Genomic DNA, 21,233 nt, shown 5'->3' with positions numbered 1-21,233 from the left:
GCCAGCACCATTGGAGAATCAAAGACAAGTCGACACTGACCCTTCCCTCGGCCCAGCCCTCATGATCAAACTCACCTTCTGCGTTCGCCGCCTCCCCACGCTCAGCCATGAGGAATTTCTGCGTCATTGGCGCGAGGTGCATGCGCCCCTGGTCCGGCAGCATCAGAAGGCGCTGGGCATCGTGCGTTATGTGCAGAGCGCGGCCGTGCCGGGGGAGGTCACGGCGAGCCTGCGGGCCTTCCGCCAGGCGCCGGAGCCCTATGACGGCATCGCGGAAATCTGGCTGGAAAGCGCCGACGCATTGACGGCGATGGCCACCGATCCAACGGCGGCGGCGGCCCATCAGGCGCTGTACGAGGACGAGCGGCGCTTCGTGGACCTGGCCCGCTCGCCGCTCTGGCTGGCGGAGGAACGGGTGGTGATCGGCGACACTGCGGAAAACCGATCAATCGAGGATTGAAGGCCCCTCCCCTGTTTGCTAGTTTGAAACGGCGCCGCTCGCTTTCACGTTCCGCCGCGCGTTGCCGCGTAGGTCCGATCCACCCGAACCCCTCCCGGAGGCTGATCCATCATGCCCAAGAAGCGTTTTCCGCTCGCCAAGGTGTATGGCTTGCTGGAGCCGGGCCCCGTGCTGTTGTTGACCACGGCCAAAGGCGCTCAGTCCAATGCGATGGTGCTGTCCTGGCATACGATGCTGGAGTTCGAGCCGCCGCTGGTCGGCTGCGTCGTCAGCAGCCGCAACCATTCCTACGCGCTGCTGCGCGCAACCAAGGAATGCGTGCTGAACATCCCGTCGCTGGAGATCGCGCGCCAGGTGGTGGGGTGCGGCAACTCGACGGGAGCCAGGCTCGACAAGTTCGGCAAATTCGGCCTGACGCGGCGGGCGGCGACGCGGGTGTCGGCGCCGCTGATCGACGAGTGCTTCGCCAGCCTCGAATGCCGCGTGGTCGACACCGGCATGGTGCGGAAATACTCGTTCTTCGTGCTCGAGGTGGTTGCGGCCTGGGTGGATGCCCAGGTCAGGAACCCGCGCACGCTTCACCACCGCGGCTACGGCAGGTTCATGGTGGCCGGGGAGACCGTCAAGCTTCCCTCGCGCATGCGCTGAAAAGCCTTCGATCCCGCCAGCCCCCTCCCTCACATGTACAGAATCACCTGCTCGTTCAGCACCGACGGCCGCTCCTGGCCGACGACGTGAATGGCGATTTCCAGGGTCACCTGGGTGCCGGCCTTCACCGCCTGCACCGCCTTGACCCGGCAGCGGGCATGGATGGCGCTGCCGGCGGGCACCGGACTGGGGAAGCGCAGTCTGTCGGAGCCGTAGTTCACCATGTTGTTGAAGCCGACGATCTCCCAGTCCAGCGGAATGTGGAAGCGACTGGCCAGCACCTGCACCAGCGCGCCGTGGGCGATGGTGGTGCCGAACGGGCTCTGGGCGCGGGCCTTCTCGGGATCGGTGTGGATCCAGTAGTCGTCGCCGCTCAGGGCGGCGAAGTCGTCGATGAGTTGCTGGGTGACGACGAACGGGTTGCTCCAGGGGGAATATTCCTCGCTCACCAGGGCTTGCAGGGCGGCGATGTCGCGGAAGTCGATCTGGCGCTTGGGGATTGCGTGGTTCATGAGGCGGCTCCGGTGGAAATCCAAAATCGGTTGCATGGGCCATGAATGGCAAGCCTTGCCGGGCAAGACATCGGCGCGCCATTCAGCGTCCCATCGATTTGCCGAATGGTAGTCCGGGGCGGCCGCCGGTTTGTTCGCAATTCGATCCCGGATAAAATTCCGGCCGCCAATGCCATTAAGCTTGAGCCCCGACAACAAGCACAAACAAGCACATCGAGCCCGGCGTCCACGCCAGCAGGGCTCTCTCCCAACTCCATTGCGAAGCACAGCCATGAGCGAAGAAGACGATACCTTCAACCCCTTTGAGTGCCCGGCCGTGAAGGCCCCGGTGAACGACGACTGGGCCGCTCGCCGCGAGGCGGTGGAAGCGGCCCGCGCGGTGATCGGCAAGCTGGTCACCACCACCAGCGACGCGGCCGCCCTGCGTTCGGTGGCGGCGGAGCTGCTGCGCCAGGCCGAGATCCTGGGCCAGGCCCCGAGTCTGCACGGCCGGCTGGCCTTCGAGAACGGACTGCACGGCACCTCGCGCCGACTGGGCTACGAGCTGAACCCCATGGACGGCAAGAGCAACCCGCTGGCGCCGCCCTTCAACACCTGGTTCGAGGACGGCGTGGCCCATGGCCGCGCCTATCTGGACTGGCGCTACGAAGGCCCGCCCAACACGGTGCATGGCGGTTTCGTCTGCGCGATCTTCGACCAGTTCCTCGGCATCGCCCAGAGCCTGACCGGGCAGCCCGGCCCCACGGGCACGCTCACCACCCGCATGCACCGCCCCACCCCGCTGTGCACCGAGCTGCAACTGGTCGGCCGGGTGAAGGAGGTGAAGGGCCGCAAGAACATCCTCACCGGCGAGATCTGGGCCAACGGCATCATGACCGCCTCCGCCGAGGGGCTGTTCGTGCACGTCAGCCGGGAGCGCTTCCGCCAGCTGATGGACGGCGCTGCCTGAGCCGGCCCACCGAACGCCGTTGCTAGAATCGATTCCGACATTTTTCCCATCCACTCGACATTGGAGCCTGCCATGAGCGACACCATCCACTATCAGGACGCCGAAGGCCTGAAGAAACTGATCTCCCCCGAACTGGGTGCCTGGAGCCCCGCGGTAAAGGTGACCCAGGACATGATCAACCAGTTCGCCGACCTCTCCGGCGACCGCATGTGGCTGCACGTGGACGTGGAGCGCTGCAAGACCCAGAGCCCCTTTGGCGGCAGGACCATCGCCCATGGCTTCCTGCTGCTCTCCATGCTCTCCCGCTTCCAGACCCTGCCGGACGTCTCCACCATCGTCACCGGCTACCGCCACATGATGAACTACGGCTCCGACAAGCTGCGCTTCCTCAACCCCGTGGTGGTGGACAGCGAAATCCGCGCCCGCAGCCGGATCAAGGACATCGAGGTTGCCAACGGCAAGACCAAGGTCACCGCCGAGACCGAGCTGGCCGCCGTGGGCAGCGACAAGCCCGCGCTGATCTACGAGATGGCCTTCGTCTTCGTCTGATCCGCCATTCGCATTCGGGCACGGCCGCGATCTTTCGGACCGCGGCCGTTTTTTTCGCCGCGCCGACCGCGTCGAACGCCGCGAGATCGGCGCGGCATCGGCCGCTGCGCGTGCCTCGCGGAGACCATTCCGAAATGGCCGGAAACGCCCGCAAACGGCCTAGCCGAGCAGGTTCGCATTTCACCGCCGCTGCCGCGGACCGCCAGGCCCGCAAGGTAAAATCGTCCCACACGAAGAGCGCCCGGCAGTCCGCCGCCCGCACTCGCCACGACACGCCCGCCGGGCGCTTTTCCGTTTTCCGAGATCACACAAAGGAGCCACCATGCCTGAAGCCGTCATCGTCGAAGCCTGCCGAACCCCCATTGGCCGGGGCAAGACCATTGTGGGCGACCTCAGTGGAATGCACGTCACCGCCTTGCTGGGAGCGACGCTCCGGGAACTGATCCGTCGCAGCGGGATCAACTACGCCGACGTGGACATGATCGCCGGCGGCTGCGTCACCCAGGCCGGCGAGCAGTCCAACAACATCATCCGCCAAACCTGGCTCTCCATGGGCGAGGGTTTCACCACCGGCGGCTTCACCATCGACGCCCAGTGCGGCTCGGCCCAGGTGGCCAACAACACCATCTCCCACGCCATCGCCGCCGGCTCCCTGGACATCGGCATCGCCTGCGGCGTGGAGTCGATGAGCCGCGTGCCCCTGGGCTCCAACGCCTACAACGGCCCCGGCTACTTCATCCCCGAGGGCTACCCCTACGATTTCTCCCACAACCAGTTCATCAACGCCGAGCGCATCGCCGAGATGCGCGGCATCACCCGCGCCCAGGCCGACGCCCTGGGCGTCGAGTCCCAGCGCCGCGCTGCCCAGGCCTGGGCCGAGGGCCGCTTCGACCGCGAAGTGGTGCCGGTCACCGCCCCGATCCTGGGCGAGGACGGCAAGCCCACCGGCCAGACCAAGGTGGTGAGCCGCGACCAGGGCCTGCGCCCCACCACCCTGGAGGGCCTGGCCGGCCTGAAGACCATGGTGGAAGGCGGCATCCACACCGCCGGCACCAGCTCCCAGGTCTCCGACGGCGCCGCCGCCGTGCTCTGGATGAGCGCCGATGAAGCCAGGCGCCGCGGCCTCAAGCCCCGCGCCCGCATCATCAGCGACGTGGTGGTGGGCACCGACCCCTACTACGTGCTGGACGGCCCCGTGGACGCCACCGCCAAGATCCTGAAGCGCAGCGGCATGACCATGAACGACATCGACCTGATCGAGATCAACGAGGCCTTCGCCTCCGTGGTGCTCTCCTGGGCCCAGGTGTACAACGCCGACATGAGCAAGGTGAACGTCAATGGCGGCGCCCTGGCCCTGGGCCACCCCGTCGGTTCCACCGGCGCCCGCCTGATCACCACGGCGCTCCACGAACTGGAGCGTCAGAACAAGCAGACCGCGCTGATCACCATGTGCTGCGGCGCCTCCGTGGGCACCGCCACCATCATCGAGCGCCTGTAAGCCGCTCGCGGATTCGACACGGGGCGGCCTGTCCGCCCCGCTTTACCATTACCCTTCACGTACATTCCAAAGGAGATTCAAATGGGTGATTTGACCGGAAAGGTTGCCATCGTTACCGGCGCCGGCCGCGGCCTGGGCCGCGAGGAGGCCCTCCAGCTGGCACGCCAGGGCGCCCGCGTGGTGATCAACGACATCAATCTGCCCGCCGCCGTCGAGGCCTCCCACGCCACCGTGGCCGACATCAAGGCCCTGGGCGGCGAAGCCATCGCCGTCTTCGGCGACTGCGCCGACAGCAACGATTCCGACACCCTGTTCAAGACCACGCTGGAAACCTTCGGCGATGTGAACATCGTGGTGAACAACGCCGGCTTCTGCCGCGACAAGACCATCTTCGCCATGAGCGACGACGAGTTCGACTCCGTGGTGCGCGTGCATCTGCGCGGCCACTTCGTGAACATGCGCAACGCCACCAAGTACTGGCGCGAGAAGGCCAAGTCGGCCCCGGTCTATGGCCGCCTGGTGAGCACCGCCTCCGAGTCCATGCTCTACGGCACCCCCGGCCAGCCCAACTACGCCGCCGCCAAGGCCGGCATCGTCGCCATGACCATGGGCGCCGCCCAGCTGATGATCAAGTACGGCATCACCGCCAACGTGATCATGCCCCGCGCCCGCACCGCCATGACCGAATCCGCGCCCTCCGCGCCGATGTTCGCCGCGCCGGAAAAGGGCTTCGACGTGTTCAATCCCGAGAACGTCGCCCCCCTGGTCGGCTATCTGGCCTCCCCCGAATCCGGCCACATCTCCGGCGAAGTGTTCATCGTCTGGGGCGGCCAGGTCACCGTGGTGCAGCGCCCCACCCTGGGCACCAGCTTCAACAGCTCCAACGGCGGCAAATGGGCGCTGGACGACATGCACAAGGTCATGTCCACCTACTTCAACGAGTCCCACAAGCCCGTGGCGGACGGCTACTCCATGCCGATCTGATGGCATGAAAAACCCGCCGGAACGCTGGCGGGCTTTCAGGAAAAACGCCAACCCGAGAGTTGGCGTTTTTTTATGGCTTCCGCTTGCGGACTCAGCTGCCGCCGATGATCTCCGCCTTCAGCACCTGCTTCATCACCTTGCCGCTCGCATTGCGGGGCAGAGTCTCGTTGCGCACGGACACATGCTTGGGCACCTTGAAGCCGGCCAGATGGGCGGCCACGTGCTGGCGCACGGCCTCGGCGTCGAGGCTGACGCCGGCCTCGGGCACGATGGCGACCGCCAGGACCTCGCCCATTTCCGCATCAGGTACAGCGAAGGCCGCCACCTCGGCCACACCGGGCAGGTGGTGGATGCAGGATTCGACCTCGAGGGTGGATATCTTTTCCCCGCCGCGATTGACGATGTCCTTGATGCGGTCCACGATGAAGACGAAGTCTTCCTCATCCACGTAGCCGATGTCGCCGGAGTGGAACCAGCCGTCCCGCAGTGCCGCCTCGGTGGCGGTGGGGTTGCGCCAGTAGCCCATCATCACCGTCACGCCGCGCACGCAGAGTTCGCCCGTGCTCCCCTTGGGCAGCACGTTGCCCAGGTCGTCCTCGGCGTGGATTTCGACGATGGGCGAGATGATGCCGCTGGAACGGGGCTTGTAGGCGAAGGCCTCGGCGGTAAACGAGGAGGCGGTCGAATTGGTCTCGGTCAGGCCGTAGCCGGTGCCCGGCAGGGAATTGGGGAACTTGCGCAGCGTGGTGTCGAGCAGGACCTGGGGCGTCGCCGAACCGCCGAAACCCACCGCCGCGATGCTGGACATGTCGGCCTGGTCGAAGCGGGGCGAGGCGAACAGCTGCTGCATCATCGCCGGCGAGCCGTTGAGCTGGGTCAGCCGCTCCTGCTCGATCAGGTCGATGGCCTGGTCCACGTCCCACTTGTACATGATGACGATCTTGCGCCCCGCCTTCAGCGCGCCCAGGAACAGCGCCTGCAGGCCGCTGACGTGGAACAGCGGCACCGAGAGCAGCGCCGCGGGCTCGAAGCCGGAGGCCATCATGGCCTGGATCCGCTGCGGGCTGGCCATGGCGGTAATGGCGGAAACGAAGTCGATGTTCATCAGGGCCTGACAGAAGGCCCGGTGGTTGGAGAGCACGCCCTTGGCGCCGCTGGTGGTGCCGGAGGTGTACATGATCATCACCGGGTCGTCGCCGCCGATATCCACCGGCGGCGGCGTCAGCGCATCGACGCACAGCTTGTCGTAATGGCTGATGCGTCCGCCTTCGGCGACGCTGGCGTCGGTGACCACGGCCTGGATGTCCAGGCCATCCAGGTCTCCGGTCACGTGAGCAAGACGTTCCGGGTCACAGAACAGCACCTTGGGTTCGGCGTTGGCGAGGTTCTGCACCAGTTCCTCGCGCTGGCTCCAGCTGTTGAGCGGAACGGCGATGGCGCCGAGGGAGACGATGGCGACGAAGGCCGCCATCCACTCTGGGCGGTTGCGCATGGCGATCGCCACGCGGTCGCCCTTCTGCACGCCATAGCGACCGGCCAGTTGCGAGGCCAGGGCGTCGGCGTGGCGGAAAAACTCGTTGAAGCTCCAGCGCTGCCCCTGATAGACCAGGAAGGTCTTGTCGCCGAACTGGCGACCCTGGTTGATCAGGTGCATCACGTTCTCGGGGGCGTTCTTGAAGACCCGATAAGTATTGCCTCCCAGTTCCCGCTCCACCAGCTCGAAGGGCGCGCCGGGCGCCGTTACCTGGGCCTTGGCCGTATTCAGTTTCTCGACGATTGCTTTCATGGTTGTCCCTGGCGAAGATCAGAAGCCGCGCAACGTGGCATAACGGTCCCGATGGAAGGACGCGTCGCCGAAGAACTGCTGCGAGACGCGCGCCCGCTTGAGGTGGAGGCCCACGTCCAGCTCGTCGGTCATGCCGATGCCGCCGTGCATCTGCACCGCTTCGTTGCTGATCAGCTCGATGGTATCGGAAACCTTGGCCTTGGCCAGCGACGCCAGCAGCGGCAGCTGCGGCGAGTTCTCGTCGATCGCGGTGAGCGCCGCCAGCACGGCGCTGCGGCTCATCTCCAGGGCGATGTACATCTGCGCGGCGCGGTGCTGCAACGCCTGGAAGGAGCCGATCGGCACGTCGAACTGCACCCGCTCCTTCAGGTAGGCGACGGTGGTCTCGAACATCCAGGCGGCGGAACCCAGCATCTCGGCGGTGAGCAGGATGCGGGCGCGGTCCAGCACGCTGTCGAGCAGCGCACCGCCCTGCCCCACGGCGCCGATCACGGCGCTGGCGGGCACGGCGACGTTGCTGAAGCGGATGCTGGCGATGTTGCGGCTGTCCACCAGGGTGCGGCGCAGGCGCTCGACGCCGGCGGCCTTGGCATCGACCAGGAACAGCGTCAATCCGTCAGCATCGCCGGGCTGGCCCGAGGTGCGGGCCACCACCACCAGCTGGTCGGCGATGGTGCCGTCCACCACGTAGTGCTTCTCGCCGTTCAGCACATAGCCGCCGTCGCTGGCCTGAGCGCTGAGCGCGATGGCCTTGGGATCGTGGCGCGGCTTCTCGTCCACCGCCAGGGTGAACAGGGCTTCGCCGCCGATGATCCTGGGCAGCCAGGCTTCCTTCTGGGCATCGCTGCCGCCCAGCAGGAGCGCGCTGCCGCCCAGGGCCACGGTGCCGAACAGCGGCGTCGCCGCCAGGGTGCGGCTGGCCTGCTCGAACACGGCACCCAGGCCCTTGTAGCCGAACTCCAGTCCGCCATGGGCCTCGGGGAAGACGATCGCCGTCCAGCCCAGGTCCACCATCTGCCGCCACACCTCGGGCTGATAGCCCAGCGGGTCCTGGCTGTCGCGCAGCTTGCGCAGGGCGGCGACGGGCGCGTGCTCCGCGAAGAAACCCCGTGCGGTTTCGGCCAGCATTTCCTGTTCGGAATCAAACAACATTCCCATGATTTTTCCTTAAAGTGAAAAATGAGCTTTCCCGCCGGGCCGCCCCAAGGGAAAGCGGCACGCGGCGCCAGCCGCAAACAGCACACTCTTCCCACAACGCTCCCCCAAACAACCGAGCGCAGCGAGCCAATGAGAACCCCCCGGAGGGGGGCGAAGGGGGGCGAGCCTCATTCCGGCAGGCCGAGCACACGCTTGGCGATGATGTTGAGTTGAACCTCGGAGCTGCCCCCCGCGATGGAGTGGGCCTTGTCATTGAGCCACTGCTTGGTGGCCTCCAGCTCGTCCTTGGCGAAGCCCTCGCTCTCCCAGCCCAGGCCCTGCAGGCCCAGCGCCGCCACCATGGTCTCGGACCCCTTCTTCAGGGTGTCGGAGAGCTGGTACTTCATGGTGGCGCTGACGTTGGTCACGTCCTTGCCGGCCTTCATCATCTCGACGATGCGCTGCTGGGTCAGGCCCTGGACGTGGGTCTCGATCTCCAGGCCGGCGACCTTGTCGCGCATCACCGCGCTGCCGATGCGGCCGTTGGCGTCGCCCAGGGCCTTCTTCACGATGGGTACCAGGCTCGGGCCGGGCAGGTTCAGCTCGGAGAACTTGGACATCGCCTTGCGCTCGAAGGTGAGCAGGCGCTTGGCCACGCCCCAGCCGCCGTTCAAGGGGCCGACCATGTTCTTCAGCGGTACCCGCACGTTGTCGAAGAACACCTGGCAGAAGCTGGACTTGCCGCTGATCAGGTCGATCGGGCGCACGGTGATGCCGGGCGACTTCATGTCGATCAGCACCATGGTGATGCCCTGCTGCTTGTTGCCTTCGTTGCTGGTGCGCACCAGGGCGTACATCTGGTCGGCGAGGAAGGCGTAGGAGGTCCAGATCTTGGAACCATTCACCACGAAATCGTCGCCGTCCTGCACGGCGGACATCTTCAAGGAGGCCAGGTCGGAGCCGGCGTTGGGCTCGGAAAAGCCCTGGCACCAACCGATCTCGCCGCGGCCGGTGCCGGGCAGGTAGCGCGCCTTCTGCTCGTCGGTACCGAACTCCAGCAGCACCGGGCCGATCATCCAGATGCCCAGGCTCACCAGGGGCTGGCGGCAGCCGGCGCGGGACAGTTCCACTTCGACGATGCGGGCGCGGGCGGCATCCAGGCCGGCGCCGCCGTACTCCGCCGGCCAGTCGGGGGCCAGCCAGCCCTTGTCGCGCATGCGCTCGTACCAGAGGCGGGCGTCCGCGCTCTTGAAATCGATCTTGCTGGAGGCCATCGGCAGTTCGCCCTCCAGGATCGGCGACCGCAGGGAGGCCGGGTAGTTGGCTTCCACCCAGGCGCGCACTTCAGTGCGGAAAGTGTCGAGTTCGTTCAATTTGTCGTCCTTTCTGATTTCGATTCTTGTCGTGGCCGCCGCGCATCAGGCGGCCCGCACCCGATACTGATGACTGCCGTCCTGCTGCAATTCCCGCTGCACCCGGCCCTGGCCGCACAGATAGGCCAGATGGGCCAGGGTCTCGGCGATCGCCAGAATGCTGTCCATGGAGCCGCCGCGGCTGCCGAAGTAGCGGTTCGCCAGGCCGTAGGCCGTGTCCGGCTGCCCGGCGCAGAGCGCCTCGATCTTGTCGAGCACCCCCTGGTGATGCTGGCGCAGTTCCTCCGCCCGTGCCTTGAGGCCATGGAAGGGCAGTTCATGGGCCGGCAGCACCAGGGTTTCCCCGGGCAGACGGCCGATGTGCGCGAGGGAGGCGAGCCAGTCTTCCAGGGGATTGGCCTCGGGCTCGAAGGGCAGCACGCCGACGTTGGGGCTGATGCGGGCCAGCAGCTGGTCGCCGCTCAGCAGCACGCCCAGATCGGGGCAATACAGCGAGGCATGTTCCGGCGAATGGCCCTCCCCGCCCCACACCTGCCACACATGATCGCCGATGGTCAGCGTCCCACCGTCGCGCAGGCGCTGGTAGGCGCGCGGCATCGGCGATTCGGAGAAGATCTTGTTGAAACCGTTGAGGGTGTCGATCAGCACCTGCAACTCGGCCTCCGACATGCCCGCGCGCACGAAGAACTCGCGGAACTCCCAGGAGTCGGCGGAAAACCCGCCGTCGTAGATCCGCATCGCGAAATACTCGGCCCGGCTCATGTAGAGCGGGACGCGCAGCTTCTCCGTGAACCAGCCGGCCAGGCCGCAATGGTCGCCATGGTGATGGGTGCAGACGATGCCGGTGATGGGGCCGTCCAGGGCCGGCAGGACCCGCTCCCAGATCGCCCGGGTCTCCTTGGTGTTGATGCCGGTATCCACCATGCGCCAGCCGGCGCCATCCCGCACCAGGTAGAGGTTGATGTGATTCAGGGCCAGGGGCAGCGGCATGCGCAGCCACTTGATCTGCCCCGGTACCACATCGATCAGTTCGCCATTGCTGGCGGGCGCCTGAAAGGGAAAGGAAAGGGTTTTCATGGGGACTCCTCGGCAAGGTCCGCGGGTGCGCAGCGGTCAGGATGCCACGAAAGGCTTCATGCCCAGCGCCGCCAGAGCCGATTCGCTATAGGGCACGTAGGTCTTCGCCTGGTCGTCGCGCACCAGCAGGGGGTCGGTGAACTGGCTCGGATCGTAGCCCTGGCGCTGCAGATCGACCCGGCGCAGCTTGAAGGTGGAGGTCATGTCGGCCTGAGGGCTGACACGCACGAAATAGGGTACCGCATAGCCGGGCAGGTTCGCCGCCGCCATGTCGTAGAAGGCCTTGGGATCGAAGTCGCGGCCCGGCGCCATCACCACCGCGGCCATGCCGGCGCGGCCTTCGTGGTCGGGCACCTTGACGCCATACACCGTGAGGATCTCCAGCCCCGGATAGCTGGCGAAGGCGTCGGCGACTTCGCTGGTGGAGACGTTCTCGCTCTTCCAGCGGAAGGTGTCGCCGATGCGGTCGACGAAGTAGAAGTAGCCCTCGTCGTCGTAGCGGGCCAGATCGCCGGAGGAGAAATAGGCGTCGCCGTCCTGGAACACGTTGCGCAGGATCTTCTTCTCCGTCGCCTCGGGCGAGGTATAGCCCTCGAAGCGGCCACCGCCGATGTCGGGATGGTTGACGATGAAGGCGACGATTTCCCCGGTCTCGCCCGGCTGGCAGAGGATCATGTGGCCGTTCGCGTCGCGCGGATGGCTCTCGGTTTCCACGTCGTAGCGCACCAGGCGGATGTTGGTCTTCTCCCAGTAGGGAATGCGGCCGATGGAGCCCTTGAAGTTGTCGACGTTCTGGATGTTGCCGTTGGATTCGGTGGCGCCCCAGCCTTCGTAGATGTCCTCGATGCCGAAACGCGTGGCGAAGCGCTCCCAGACCTCGGCGTTCAGGCCGGCGCCCATCACCTTCCTCAAGGTATGGTCGCGATCCGCGGGCGTCTCGGGCTGGTTCAGCAGATAGCGGCAGATCTCGCCCACGTACTGGGCGAAGGTGACCTTGTACTTGCGCACGTCGGACCAGAATTCGCGCAGGCTGAACTTGCGCCGCAGCATCAGGGCGGCCCGCGCCGAGAGCGCCGTGGAGGTCAGCGACATCAGGGCCGCGCCGTGGTAGAGCGGCAGGAAACAGTAACAGACGTCACCCGGCCCCAGGTCGGTGGTGACCTGCATCACGTCGCCGGTGGTGAGCACCCGCATGTGGCTGTTCAACACCGCCTTGGGCAGGCCGGTGGTGCCGGAAGTGTAGATATGCACGAAGGGTTGCTCGGCCAGCAGGCCATCCCGCACCGACGGCGCCAGGTTGTCGTCCGGCTGGCCCTCGGCCAGGGCGCTCACGTCGGCGCCGCAGGTCTGGCGCAGGGCGGGATCGGCGGGCTTTTCGGCATCGGGCAGCAGCCACAGCGGCAGCGTGCCTTGCACTTCGGGACAATGGAAATGGACCAGGCACTCCTCGCCGACGATGGCGGCCTTGGCGCTGGTGATGGAGAGGCAATGCGCCAGCGCCTTGCCGGTGATGTTGGTGTTGATCAGGGAGGCCGTGACCCCCAGCTTGGCCAGGGCCCAGAGCAGGAAGAAGAATTCCGGCCGGTTTTCGACGGCCATCGCGCAGGCGTCGCCGTACTTGAGCCCCAGCCCTTGCAGCGCGCGGGCGTAGCGGTTGGCGATGGCATTGACCTCGCCGTAGGTCCAATGGTGATCGCCGTAATGGATGAAGATGCGCTCACCGGAATCGGCCGCGCATTCCTCGAAGCGGTCGGCCATCGTATAGGTCTGCCGGGGTTTGTGCCGCCCCGCAACCGCATTGCGCCGATCCAGCTTCACCTGCGTTTCGTCCCGCGATACCACCATCAGTCTCGTCCTCCAATGAAAATGCCGCCCCCTCTCCCCGCGTGCGGGGAGAGGGTTGGGATGGGGGGAAATTCTGCTTGTATCCGCCGGCCTCAGCGGCTGGCCTTGGCCATGCCCAGGCCGAACTGGGAGGCCATGTCGCGCAGCATCTCGTTGACCCCGCCGCCGAAGGTGTTCACCAGGGCGCCGCGGTATTCCTCCTCGAGGATGCCGTTCAGCGCCGCCGCCGGGCTGCCGTGCTGGTACAGGCTGCCGGCACCGACCACTTCCATCAGCTTGCGATACACGTCGATGGTGGCCTCGGTGCCGAACACCTTGGAGGCGGAGGCCAGGCCCACGTCCATCTTGCCGGCGGTGAGGTCGGCCGCCATGCGGTAGCTCATCAGCCGCATCGCCTCCACCTGGCGGTAGCAGTCGGCGAGCCGGCTCGCCACCCAGGGCGTGTCGATCGGCCGGCGCCCGCTCGCGTCGGCGCTGCGCGCCCATTCCAGCGTCTTCACGAAGTCGCCGCGCGCCTTGACGCCCATCGCGCCCAGCCCGATGCGCTCGTGGTTGAGCTGGGAGGTGATCAGCTTCCAGCCGCCGTTGAGTTCCCCGACCAGCATGGACGCCGGCACCCGCACGTTGTCGTAGTAGGTGACGTTGGTCATGTGGCCCACCGTGTAGATCGGCGTGAAGGAGAAGCCGGGGTCCTTGGTGTCCACGATCAGGATCGAGATGCCCTTGTGGCGCGGCAGATCCGGATCGCTGCGGCAGGCCAGCCAGACGTAGTCGGCGGCGTCGGCGTCGGAGGTGAAGACCTTGTTGCCATTCACCACGAAACCGTCGCTATCCTTCACCGCCGCGGTCTTCAGGGTGGCCAGGTCGGTGCCGGCGGCCGGCTCGGTGTAGCCGATGCTGAAATGGATTTCGCCGGCGGCCATGCCGGGCAGGAACTTCTTCTTGTGCTCCTCGGAGCCGTGGGCCATCAGCGCCGGCCCCACGGTGTTGATCGTCACGAACGGCAGGACCGCGCCGGCCAGGAACGACTCCTCGAAGAAGATCAGCTGCTCCAGCGGCGTGTAGCCCTTGCCGCCGTACTCCTTCGGCCAGCCCACCGCGAGCCAGCCGTCCTTGCCCATCTGGCGCACCACCCGCTTGTACTCGTGGACCCGCGCCGGGTTCTTGTAGTCGTGCAGCAGGGCCTTGGACTCGGGCGTCATCAACTGGTTGAAATAGGCCCGGATCTCCAGCTTCATGGCCTCTTGTTCGGGGGACAGATTCACGTGCATAACTGCGTCCTCATTCAGTGGACAGGATTAGACCGCTGGTGGGCACGCCGCTGCCGGCGGAGACCACCACATTCTTGACGTTGGCAACCTGGTTGACGGAGGTGCCGCGCAACTGGCGCACGCCTTCCGCGATACCGTTCATGCCGTGGATGTAGGCCTCGCCCAGCTGGCCGCCGTTGGTGTTGATCGGCAGGCGGCCGCCGCGCGCGTGCTCGCCGGCACGGACGAAATCCTTGGCCTCGCCGCGCCGGCAGAAGCCGAAGACCTCCAGCTGGGGCAGGATGAAGGGCGAGAAATGATCGTAGAGCACCGCCGTCTGGATGTCGTCGGGCGTCAGGTCGGCCATCGCGTAGAGCTGATCCGCCACCAGGCGCATCTCGGACAGGGCCGTGATGTCCTTGCGGTAGAAGGAGGTGACGCTCTGCATGTCGTCGGTCATCCCCTGCGCCGCGGCGGCGATCAGCACCGGCTTCTGCTTCAGGCTCCTGGCCCGCTCGGCGGAGACCAGCACCACCGCCACGGCGCCGTCGGATTCCTGGCAGCAGTCGTAGAGGTGCAGCGGCTCGACGATCCAGCGCGAAGCCTGGTGCTGCTCCAGCGTCAGCGGCTTGCCGTGGAAAAAGGCCTTGGGATTGACCGCGGCGAAATCCCGCGCCGCCACGGCCACCCGGCCGAAATCCTCGCTGGTGGCGCCGAAGTCGTGCATGTAGCGCTGCGCCGCCATGGCGATCCAGGACGCCGGGGAGACCAGGCCGAAGGGGTTGTACCAGCCGAAATGCACCGACTCGGCCAGCGGGCTCGCCGGCCAGTCGGCGACGCCGGAACCGAAGCGGTACCAGGAGCGCTCGTTCATCGCCCGGTAGCACACCACCACGTCGGCGACGCCGCTGTGGATCGCCATCGCGCCGTGCAGCAGCGGGGCGCAGGCCGCGCCGCCGCCCTCGTGGGTGCGGCTGAAGAACTTCAGCTGCTTGCCGCCCAGGAGGCGGAACACTTCCCGCTCCGGCACGTTGTCCATGGTGAAGGTGGACAGGCCGTCCACCTCCTTGGGATCGATGCCCGCGTCGGCCAGGGCGGCCAGCACGGCCTCCATCGCCAGATGGATCTCGGTGCGCCCGGAGTTCTTGGAGAACTCGGTGGCGCCGATGCCCGCGACCGCCACGCGCCGGGACAGGGGATGCGTGCTCATTTCCGTCCCGTCCTCAGCACGGCAGCGCCACCACCACGGTGGCCATCAGGTGGTTGCCGATGGCATTGCGGCCGGTGACGTCCAGTTCCACGGTGCGCTCCGCTTCGCCCTTGGCGGTGACCTTGGCGCTCATGGTCATGGTGTCGCCCGGATAATTGGGCGCCCCCAGGCGGATCGCCACCTTGCGGAACAGCGCCTCGGGGCCGGCCCACTCGCCGATGTAGCGTTCCACCAGCCCGCCCGTGGTGAGGATGTTCATGAAGATGTTGGGCGAGCCGAGGGCGCGGGTGGCTTCCAGATCGTGATGCACGTTCTGGTAATCGCGGGTGGCGATGGCGCAGGAGACGATCTGCCGCACGCTGATCGGGATGTCCAGCGGCGGCAGGTCCTCGCCGACCGCCACCTGATCGAACCGGCGGGTTTCCGTCCAGCTCATAGCTCGGCCCCGTGGGCCTCCGGACTCGCCAGCCACTGCCCGAGGGCCGCCAGTTGCGCGGGCGCGCCGCCGAAGGTCACCTCCAGGGCACGGCTCCACAGGGTGAAGCGATGGATCGGATAGGTCAGGTCGACGCCGATGCCGCCGTGCATGTGCTGCGCGGCATGGGTGACGCGATAGCCGCAGTCGCAGGCCCAGACCTTCACCGCGCCGGCCGCGCCGGCCGCATCCAGGCCGGCGTCCAGGCGCCAGCAGAGTTGCCACAGGGTGGAGCGCAGGGCCTCGGTGTCGATCAGGCAGTCCGCCGTCTTCTGGGTGATCGCCTGGAAGCTGGCGATGGTGCGGCCGAACTGCACCCGCTCCGAGGTGTAAGCCACCACCCGGTTCAGCGCCTCGCGCGACACCCCCAGATGCAGCGCGCCCAGGCAGGCCACCACGCGCGGCTCCAGCCAGGCCAGGGCTTCGGCCGCGAGCGACGCGTCCGCCGGAAGTTCGAGACCATCGAACAACAGGTCCGCCGCCGGCTCGCCGTGGGTCAGCAGCCCGGCGACCTTGCCGATGCCGGGCAAGGACAGATCCACCAGGAACAGACGCACGCCGGACGGCGTCTGCGCCGGCAGCAGCGCCACCGCCGACTGCCCGGCCAGCGCCACCGCCACCGCCCGTCCCCGCAGGCGCCAGCCGGCGGCCGTGGGTTCGGCGTTCAGGGTCAGGCCCTGGCTGGCCAGCAACCCTTCCAGGCTGATCGCGGCGAGCTTGGCGCCGGCGGCCAGATCGGCCAGCCAAGCGGACTTGGCCGCCGGCGCGGCGAAGCGGGAAACCGCCGCCGCCGCGAGCTGGGTGGACCACAGCGGCACGCGCGCCAGAAAGCGCCCCTGCTGCTCCAGGGTCAGCATCAGCTCGACCATGCCCAGGCCCGTGCCGCCATCCTCCTCGGCGACGATCAGGGACACCAGGCCCGTCTCCCGCAGCTGCTGCCACAGCTCGGCGTCGTAGGCGGCGCCGCCGGCCGAGAATTTCTGCGTCTGTTCGTCAGAGCAGTAGTCCGAAAACACGCTGGTCGCCAGATCGGCAATGGCCCGCTGTTCTTCGCTGAAAGTGAACTCCATGTATCGCTCCCTCAAATGGGCCGGAACACCGGCACGACCAATTCTTCATCCACACGCAGGAACTCCGCCTGCACCGGCATCCCTATCCTGATCTCGGAGCGCTCGATCCCGACCAGGCCCGCCACCAGGCGGGTACCCTCTTCCAATTCCACCAGCAGCACCGGATTGGGCGCCTCGATTCCCGCCACCTGCGGGTGATGCACCACCACGAAGGAATGGATCACGCCGCGCCCGCTGGCCGGCAGCGTCTCCCAGGCGAAGGAATGGCAATCGGGACAGCACGGCGCCGGCGGATGGCGCAACTGGCCGCAGGCGCTGCACTTCTGGATCAACAGCCTGCCTTGCTTGAGGCCGTCCCAGAAAAACCGGGTATCGTCGCTCACGCCCGGATGCGGGCGGCGCGGCGCGGGTTGTGCCGGCGCCTCGGCCTGGGTTTCCGCCGTAGCCCCGTCCGCCGCCTGATGGGGCCGATAGACGAACAGGCGGAAGCGCATGGTGCCGACCTTCTCGCCCTCGGTGGTCATGAAGGTCATCAGGTTGGTGACGAAATAGCCCGTGCCCAGCGCCGTCTTCTTCAGGTCGCTGACCGACTCCAGCATCGAGGTGAAGCACAGCGACTCGCCCAGGCGCAGATAGCGGAAATACTCCTGCTCCGCATTCACCGCCACATTCACCGGGAAGCCGTTGTTGGTGAGGAAATCCACCGCCTCGTAGGGATTCACCGCGCTGGAGCCGGGCGGGGTCTCGCCATTGACGCCGGCCAGGGTCCAGGCCTGCAGCATCGTCGGCGGCGCCACCTGGCCGCCATGGACCGACTGCGCCGCGAACGCGGAATCGTGGTAGAGGACGCTCTTGTTGCCCATCGCCTCGCACCACTGGCGAATCATGGGCTGATTGACCGGATCCCAGGCATAGACGCGGCCATACTCGCGGCCCACCATCGCCTTGACGTGGGCTTCGACATCGATATTCGTCTCGGGCATTCTTCTTTGTGGTTCTCAACTTGATGCGAACGGAAGGCGCCCCCTTCCGGGTCCCCCCGAAAGCCCCGCGCGGCCGCCGGCAAACGGATTGGCGGCATTTCCTTGACTCGACAAGAATCTAACGCAACGGGCCCCACGGCGGCAACTCACATTTGCGCCGCAGCGGACATACGAGAAGTGGCCCTGTCACCGGCCCAGGCACGCCGCTGAATCGTTGTTCGCGTTTATTTTGCAGTGCACCACCCGAAACATCCCGCGAACCGATGGCGGCGTAGACGGCAACCGCCCCCGGGAACCGACTCGGTCCGCGGGGGCTGGGGGATCGGGGGTCAGCGGTCGAGTTCTTCCAGCCGCAGCCGGATGACCTTGCGCTTCACCGCCGGCAGCGCCTCGATCCGGGCGATCGCGGCATCGGCCTGTTTTTCCTGGCAGACGTGGCTCAGGATGATGATGTCGGTCTGGGCCTCGCCCTCGCCGGGCTCGCGCTGCAGCAGGGCGTCGATGGAAATCCGCGCGTCGGCGAGGATGCGGGTCACGTCGGCCAGCACGCCGGGCTTGTCCTCCACCCGCAGGCGCAGGTAGTAGGCGGTCTCCACCTCGGCCAGCGGCAGGATCGGCGTGTCGGCCATGGCGTCGGGCTGGAAGGCCAGATGGGGCACGCGGTTCTCCGGATCGGCAGTGTGCATCCGGGTCACGTCCACCAGGTCGGCGATCACCGCGCTGGCGGTGGGCTCGGCGCCGGCGCCCTTGCCGTAGTAGAGCGTGGAGCCGACGGCGTCGCCCTGCACCAGCACCGCGTTCATCGCCCCTTCGACGTTGGCGATCAGGCGCTTGGACGGGATCAGGGTCGGATGCACGCGCAGCTCGATGCCGTTTTCCTTGCGCTTGGTGATGCCCAGCAGCTTGATGCGGTAGCCCAGCTGCTCGGCGTACTTGATGTCCTCGGCTTCCAGCTTGCTGATGCCTTCGACGTGTGCCTTGTCGAACTGCACCGGGATGCCGAAGGCGATGGCGGAGAGGATCGTCACCTTGTGCGCGGCGTCCACGCCTTCGATGTCGAAGGTCGGGTCGGCTTCCGCGTAGCCCAGGCGCTGCGCCTCCTTCAGCGCCTCGGCGAAGGGCAGACCCTTGTCGCGCATCTCGGAGAGGATGAAGTTGGTGGTGCCGTTGATGATGCCGGCGACCCACTGGATGCGGTTGGCGGCCAAGCCCTCGCGCACCGCCTTGATGATGGGGATGCCGCCGGCCACGGCGGCCTCGAAGGCCACCATCACGCCCTTCCGCTGGGCGGCGGCGAAGATCTCGGTGCCATGCACCGCGAGCAGGGCCTTGTTGGCGGTGACCACGTGCTTGCCGTTCTCGATGGCCTTCATCACCAGTTCCTTGGCGATGCCGTAGCCGCCGATCAGCTCCACCACGATGTCGATCTCGGGGTCGGTCACCACGGCAAAGGCGTCGTCGGTCAGGGCGGCCTTGCCGCCGGTCACCTCCTGCGCCAGCGCCAGGTTCTTGTCCGCCACCTTGGTGATGCGGATCGGACGGCCGGCGCGGCGGGTGATCTCCGCCTCGTTGCGAGTGAGGACAGTGTAGGTGCCGCCGCCGACGGTGCCGATGCCGAGAAGGCCAACATTGATGGGTTTCATTTGAGGTTCTTTCTGAAGCAAAAAGAGGGAATCACAAAGCCTTCCCGGAAATAAAAACGGTGCGCGTCGTGGCGTTGGGTGCCCGAGTCCAGGCTCAACACATCGCAATCCAGGGCCCGGGCCCGCCCCTCGAGGTACGCGAGCAGGCCATGGCCGACGCCCCGGGAACGGTAGTCCGCGTCGGTCACCAAGTCGTCCACATACAGGCGGCGGCCTTCATAGGTGTTCTCCACCAGGCGCCACAGGGCCAGGCCTCGCACCGCGTCGCCCTCGGCCGCCACCACCATGCGGCCGCCGCCGCCGAACACCCGGCACAGGCGCTCCGCGTAGTCGCCGGGCAGCTTGTCGCGCAGCTGGCGGTGCACGGTCTCGGCCCGGGCCAGCCACTCCGGCGCGATCACCGTGCCGGCGGCGTCGGTGACTTCATACAGCGCCCATTCAAGTGCCATGCCGCTTGCGATAGCCTTCCAGGAAGCGGCCGATGCGGCCGATGGCTTCGCGCAGGTCGTCCTCGTGGGGCAGGAAGACGACGCGGAAATGGTCGGGATGGGCCCAGTTGAAACCGCTGCCCTGGACCAGCAGCACCCGCTCCGCCTCCAGCAGTTCGAGGATGAACTGCTGGTCGTCGCTGATCGGGTAGAGCTTGGGGTCGAGGCGCGGAAACAGGTACAGCGCCGCCTTGGGCTTGACGCAGGTGACGCCGGGAATCTCGGTCAGCAGCGAGTGGGCGAGGTCGCGCTGGCGGCACAGCCGGCCGCTCGGCGCCACCAGGTCATTGATGCTCTGGTAGCCGCCGAGCGCGGTCTGGATCGCGAACTGCCCCGGCACGTTGGAGCACAGGCGCATCGAGGCCAGGATGTTGAGGCCCTCGATGTAGTCCTGGGCGTGGCGCTTTTCGCCGGAGATCACCATCCAGCCGGCGCGGAAGCCGCAGGCCCGGTAGTTCTTGGACAGGCCGTTGAGGGTCACGAACAGCACGTCGTCGGCCAGGGAGGCGATCGAGGTGTGGGTGTTGCCGTCGTAGAGCACCTTGTCGTAGATCTCGTCGGCGAAGACGATCAGGTCGTGGGTGCGGGCGATCTCGATGATCTCGCGCAGCAGTTCGTCGGGATAGAGCGCGCCGGTGGGATTGTTCGGGTTGATCAGCACGATGGCCCGCGTGTTGGCGGTGATCTTGGCCCGGATGTCGGCCAGGTCCGGCAGCCAGCCCGCCTGCTCGTCGCACACGTAATGGCGCGGCGTGCCGCCGCCCAGGGTCACCGCGGCGGTCCACAGCGGATAGTCGGGCGCCGGCACCAGCACCTCGTCGCCCGGATTCAACAGCGCCTGCATCGCCATCACGATCAGCTCGGAGGCGCCGTTGCCGATGTAGATGTCCTCGATGCCCACCCCGGCAATGGCCTTCTGCTGGGTGTAGTGCATGATGGCCTTGCGCGCGGCGAACAGGCCCTTGGAATCGGAATAGCCCGAGGAATCCGGCAGGTTGCGGATCACGTCCTGGACGATCTCCTCCGGCGCCTCGAAGCCGAAGGGCGCCAGGTTGCCGATGTTGAGCTTGATCACCCGGTGGCCGTCCTCCTCCATCTGCCGCGCCCGGGCCAGGACCGGCCCCCGGATGTCATAGCAGACATTGGCGAGCTTGGCGGACTTCAGAACCGGTTGCATGATCGGGTTTTCCTTTGCGATGCGATGGATTGCCGACGGCAAGGGATGCGACCGGCAAAGGGTATAATCTTACTCAAGCCCTTGTTGCGCCGCAATCTGACGACTGCGGCGCTTTTTTA

Annotated in this window: 20 protein-coding genes; 6 read left to right on the top strand and 14 right to left on the bottom strand. The window is 66.7% G+C overall.

Going from position 1 to position 21,233, the window contains the following annotated elements:
- The first annotated feature begins 61 nt into the window (after positions 1 to 61).
- The gene (locus tag B9N43_RS02175; protein ID WP_145840702.1) at positions 62 to 460 is read left to right on the top strand and encodes an EthD domain-containing protein; all 399 of its coding nucleotides are present in this window, start codon (positions 62 to 64) and stop codon (positions 458 to 460) included.
- Positions 461 to 571: 111 nt separating this feature from the next.
- On the top strand, positions 572 to 1,108 hold the full coding sequence (locus B9N43_RS02170) for a flavin reductase family protein (protein ID WP_145840701.1): 537 nt from the start codon (positions 572 to 574) through the stop codon (positions 1,106 to 1,108).
- A gap of 29 nt (positions 1,109 to 1,137) precedes the next feature.
- Here B9N43_RS02170 and B9N43_RS17320 read toward each other — a convergent pair whose 3' ends face one another.
- Positions 1,138 to 1,620 carry a MaoC family dehydratase gene (locus B9N43_RS17320; protein WP_222428775.1) on the bottom strand — a complete coding sequence of 161 codons (483 nt, stop codon included), beginning with the start codon at positions 1,618 to 1,620 and terminating at the stop codon, positions 1,138 to 1,140.
- A 271-nt stretch (positions 1,621 to 1,891) separates the two neighbouring features.
- Between B9N43_RS17320 and B9N43_RS02160 the strand changes: the two genes are divergently transcribed.
- From B9N43_RS02160 to B9N43_RS02145, 4 genes are all read left to right on the top strand, one after another.
- Complete coding sequence (locus B9N43_RS02160) at positions 1,892 to 2,569, top strand: PaaI family thioesterase (protein WP_145840700.1); 678 nt, start codon at positions 1,892 to 1,894, stop codon at positions 2,567 to 2,569.
- 72 nt (positions 2,570 to 2,641) lie between these two features.
- On the top strand, positions 2,642 to 3,118 hold the full coding sequence (locus B9N43_RS02155) for a MaoC family dehydratase (protein ID WP_145840699.1): 477 nt from the start codon (positions 2,642 to 2,644) through the stop codon (positions 3,116 to 3,118).
- A 322-nt stretch (positions 3,119 to 3,440) separates the two neighbouring features.
- The gene (locus tag B9N43_RS02150) at positions 3,441 to 4,616 is read left to right on the top strand and encodes a steroid 3-ketoacyl-CoA thiolase (protein ID WP_145840698.1); all 1,176 of its coding nucleotides are present in this window, start codon (positions 3,441 to 3,443) and stop codon (positions 4,614 to 4,616) included.
- A gap of 81 nt (positions 4,617 to 4,697) precedes the next feature.
- The gene (locus tag B9N43_RS02145; RefSeq protein WP_145840697.1) at positions 4,698 to 5,600 is read left to right on the top strand and encodes an SDR family NAD(P)-dependent oxidoreductase; all 903 of its coding nucleotides are present in this window, start codon (positions 4,698 to 4,700) and stop codon (positions 5,598 to 5,600) included.
- A 91-nt stretch (positions 5,601 to 5,691) separates the two neighbouring features.
- On the opposite strand, the gene B9N43_RS02140 is transcribed toward B9N43_RS02145, so the two are convergent.
- The 13 genes from B9N43_RS02140 to B9N43_RS02080 all read right to left on the bottom strand — a co-directional run bounded on the left by B9N43_RS02140 (position 5,692) and on the right by B9N43_RS02080 (position 21,114).
- Positions 5,692 to 7,386, bottom strand: coding sequence for a class I adenylate-forming enzyme family protein (locus tag B9N43_RS02140; protein WP_145840696.1), 1,695 nt, complete (start codon positions 7,384 to 7,386; stop codon positions 5,692 to 5,694).
- An 18-nt stretch (positions 7,387 to 7,404) separates the two neighbouring features.
- The gene (locus B9N43_RS02135; RefSeq protein ID WP_145840695.1) at positions 7,405 to 8,544 is read right to left on the bottom strand and encodes an acyl-CoA dehydrogenase family protein; all 1,140 of its coding nucleotides are present in this window, start codon (positions 8,542 to 8,544) and stop codon (positions 7,405 to 7,407) included.
- Positions 8,545 to 8,711: 167 nt separating this feature from the next.
- Positions 8,712 to 9,896, bottom strand: coding sequence for an acyl-CoA dehydrogenase family protein (locus B9N43_RS02130; protein WP_145840694.1), 1,185 nt, complete (start codon positions 9,894 to 9,896; stop codon positions 8,712 to 8,714).
- Between the two features lie 45 nt (positions 9,897 to 9,941).
- Positions 9,942 to 10,973: an MBL fold metallo-hydrolase gene (locus tag B9N43_RS02125; protein ID WP_145840693.1), complete on the bottom strand. Its 1,032-nt coding sequence runs from the start codon at positions 10,971 to 10,973 to the stop codon at positions 9,942 to 9,944.
- Positions 10,974 to 11,009: 36 nt separating this feature from the next.
- Complete coding sequence (locus B9N43_RS02120; protein ID WP_145840692.1) at positions 11,010 to 12,818, bottom strand: long-chain-acyl-CoA synthetase; 1,809 nt, start codon at positions 12,816 to 12,818, stop codon at positions 11,010 to 11,012.
- A gap of 92 nt (positions 12,819 to 12,910) precedes the next feature.
- Positions 12,911 to 14,089 carry an acyl-CoA dehydrogenase family protein gene (locus tag B9N43_RS02115; protein ID WP_145840691.1) on the bottom strand — a complete coding sequence of 393 codons (1,179 nt, stop codon included), beginning with the start codon at positions 14,087 to 14,089 and terminating at the stop codon, positions 12,911 to 12,913.
- A 10-nt stretch (positions 14,090 to 14,099) separates the two neighbouring features.
- Positions 14,100 to 15,278, bottom strand: coding sequence for a lipid-transfer protein (locus tag B9N43_RS02110; protein ID WP_145840690.1), 1,179 nt, complete (start codon positions 15,276 to 15,278; stop codon positions 14,100 to 14,102).
- A gap of 13 nt (positions 15,279 to 15,291) precedes the next feature.
- The gene (locus tag B9N43_RS02105; RefSeq protein ID WP_145840689.1) at positions 15,292 to 15,714 is read right to left on the bottom strand and encodes a MaoC family dehydratase; all 423 of its coding nucleotides are present in this window, start codon (positions 15,712 to 15,714) and stop codon (positions 15,292 to 15,294) included.
- Complete coding sequence (locus tag B9N43_RS02100; protein ID WP_145840688.1) at positions 15,711 to 16,823, bottom strand: acyl-CoA dehydrogenase family protein; 1,113 nt, start codon at positions 16,821 to 16,823, stop codon at positions 15,711 to 15,713. Before B9N43_RS02100 ends, B9N43_RS02105 begins: the two co-directional genes overlap by 4 nt.
- Positions 16,824 to 16,834: 11 nt before the next feature.
- Positions 16,835 to 17,806 (bottom strand): bifunctional MaoC family dehydratase N-terminal/OB-fold nucleic acid binding domain-containing protein, encoded by a 972-nt coding sequence (locus B9N43_RS02095; RefSeq protein WP_145840687.1) that lies wholly within the window; start codon positions 17,804 to 17,806, stop codon positions 16,835 to 16,837.
- Between the two features lie 329 nt (positions 17,807 to 18,135).
- Positions 18,136 to 19,449, bottom strand: coding sequence for a homoserine dehydrogenase (locus tag B9N43_RS02090; protein ID WP_145840686.1), 1,314 nt, complete (start codon positions 19,447 to 19,449; stop codon positions 18,136 to 18,138).
- Complete coding sequence (locus B9N43_RS02085; protein WP_145840685.1) at positions 19,446 to 19,898, bottom strand: GNAT family N-acetyltransferase; 453 nt, start codon at positions 19,896 to 19,898, stop codon at positions 19,446 to 19,448. Before B9N43_RS02085 ends, B9N43_RS02090 begins: the two co-directional genes overlap by 4 nt.
- Positions 19,888 to 21,114, bottom strand: coding sequence for a pyridoxal phosphate-dependent aminotransferase (locus B9N43_RS02080; protein WP_145840684.1), 1,227 nt, complete (start codon positions 21,112 to 21,114; stop codon positions 19,888 to 19,890). The genes B9N43_RS02085 and B9N43_RS02080 overlap by 11 nt, the downstream gene beginning before the upstream one ends.
- Positions 21,115 to 21,233 lie beyond the last annotated feature (119 nt).

The organism is Denitratisoma sp. DHT3, from assembly GCF_007833355.1.
Lineage (GTDB): Bacteria > Pseudomonadota > Gammaproteobacteria > Burkholderiales > Rhodocyclaceae > Denitratisoma.
Note: the sequence above shows the minus strand (reverse complement) of the source record. Positions and strands in the feature narration are given on the sequence as shown.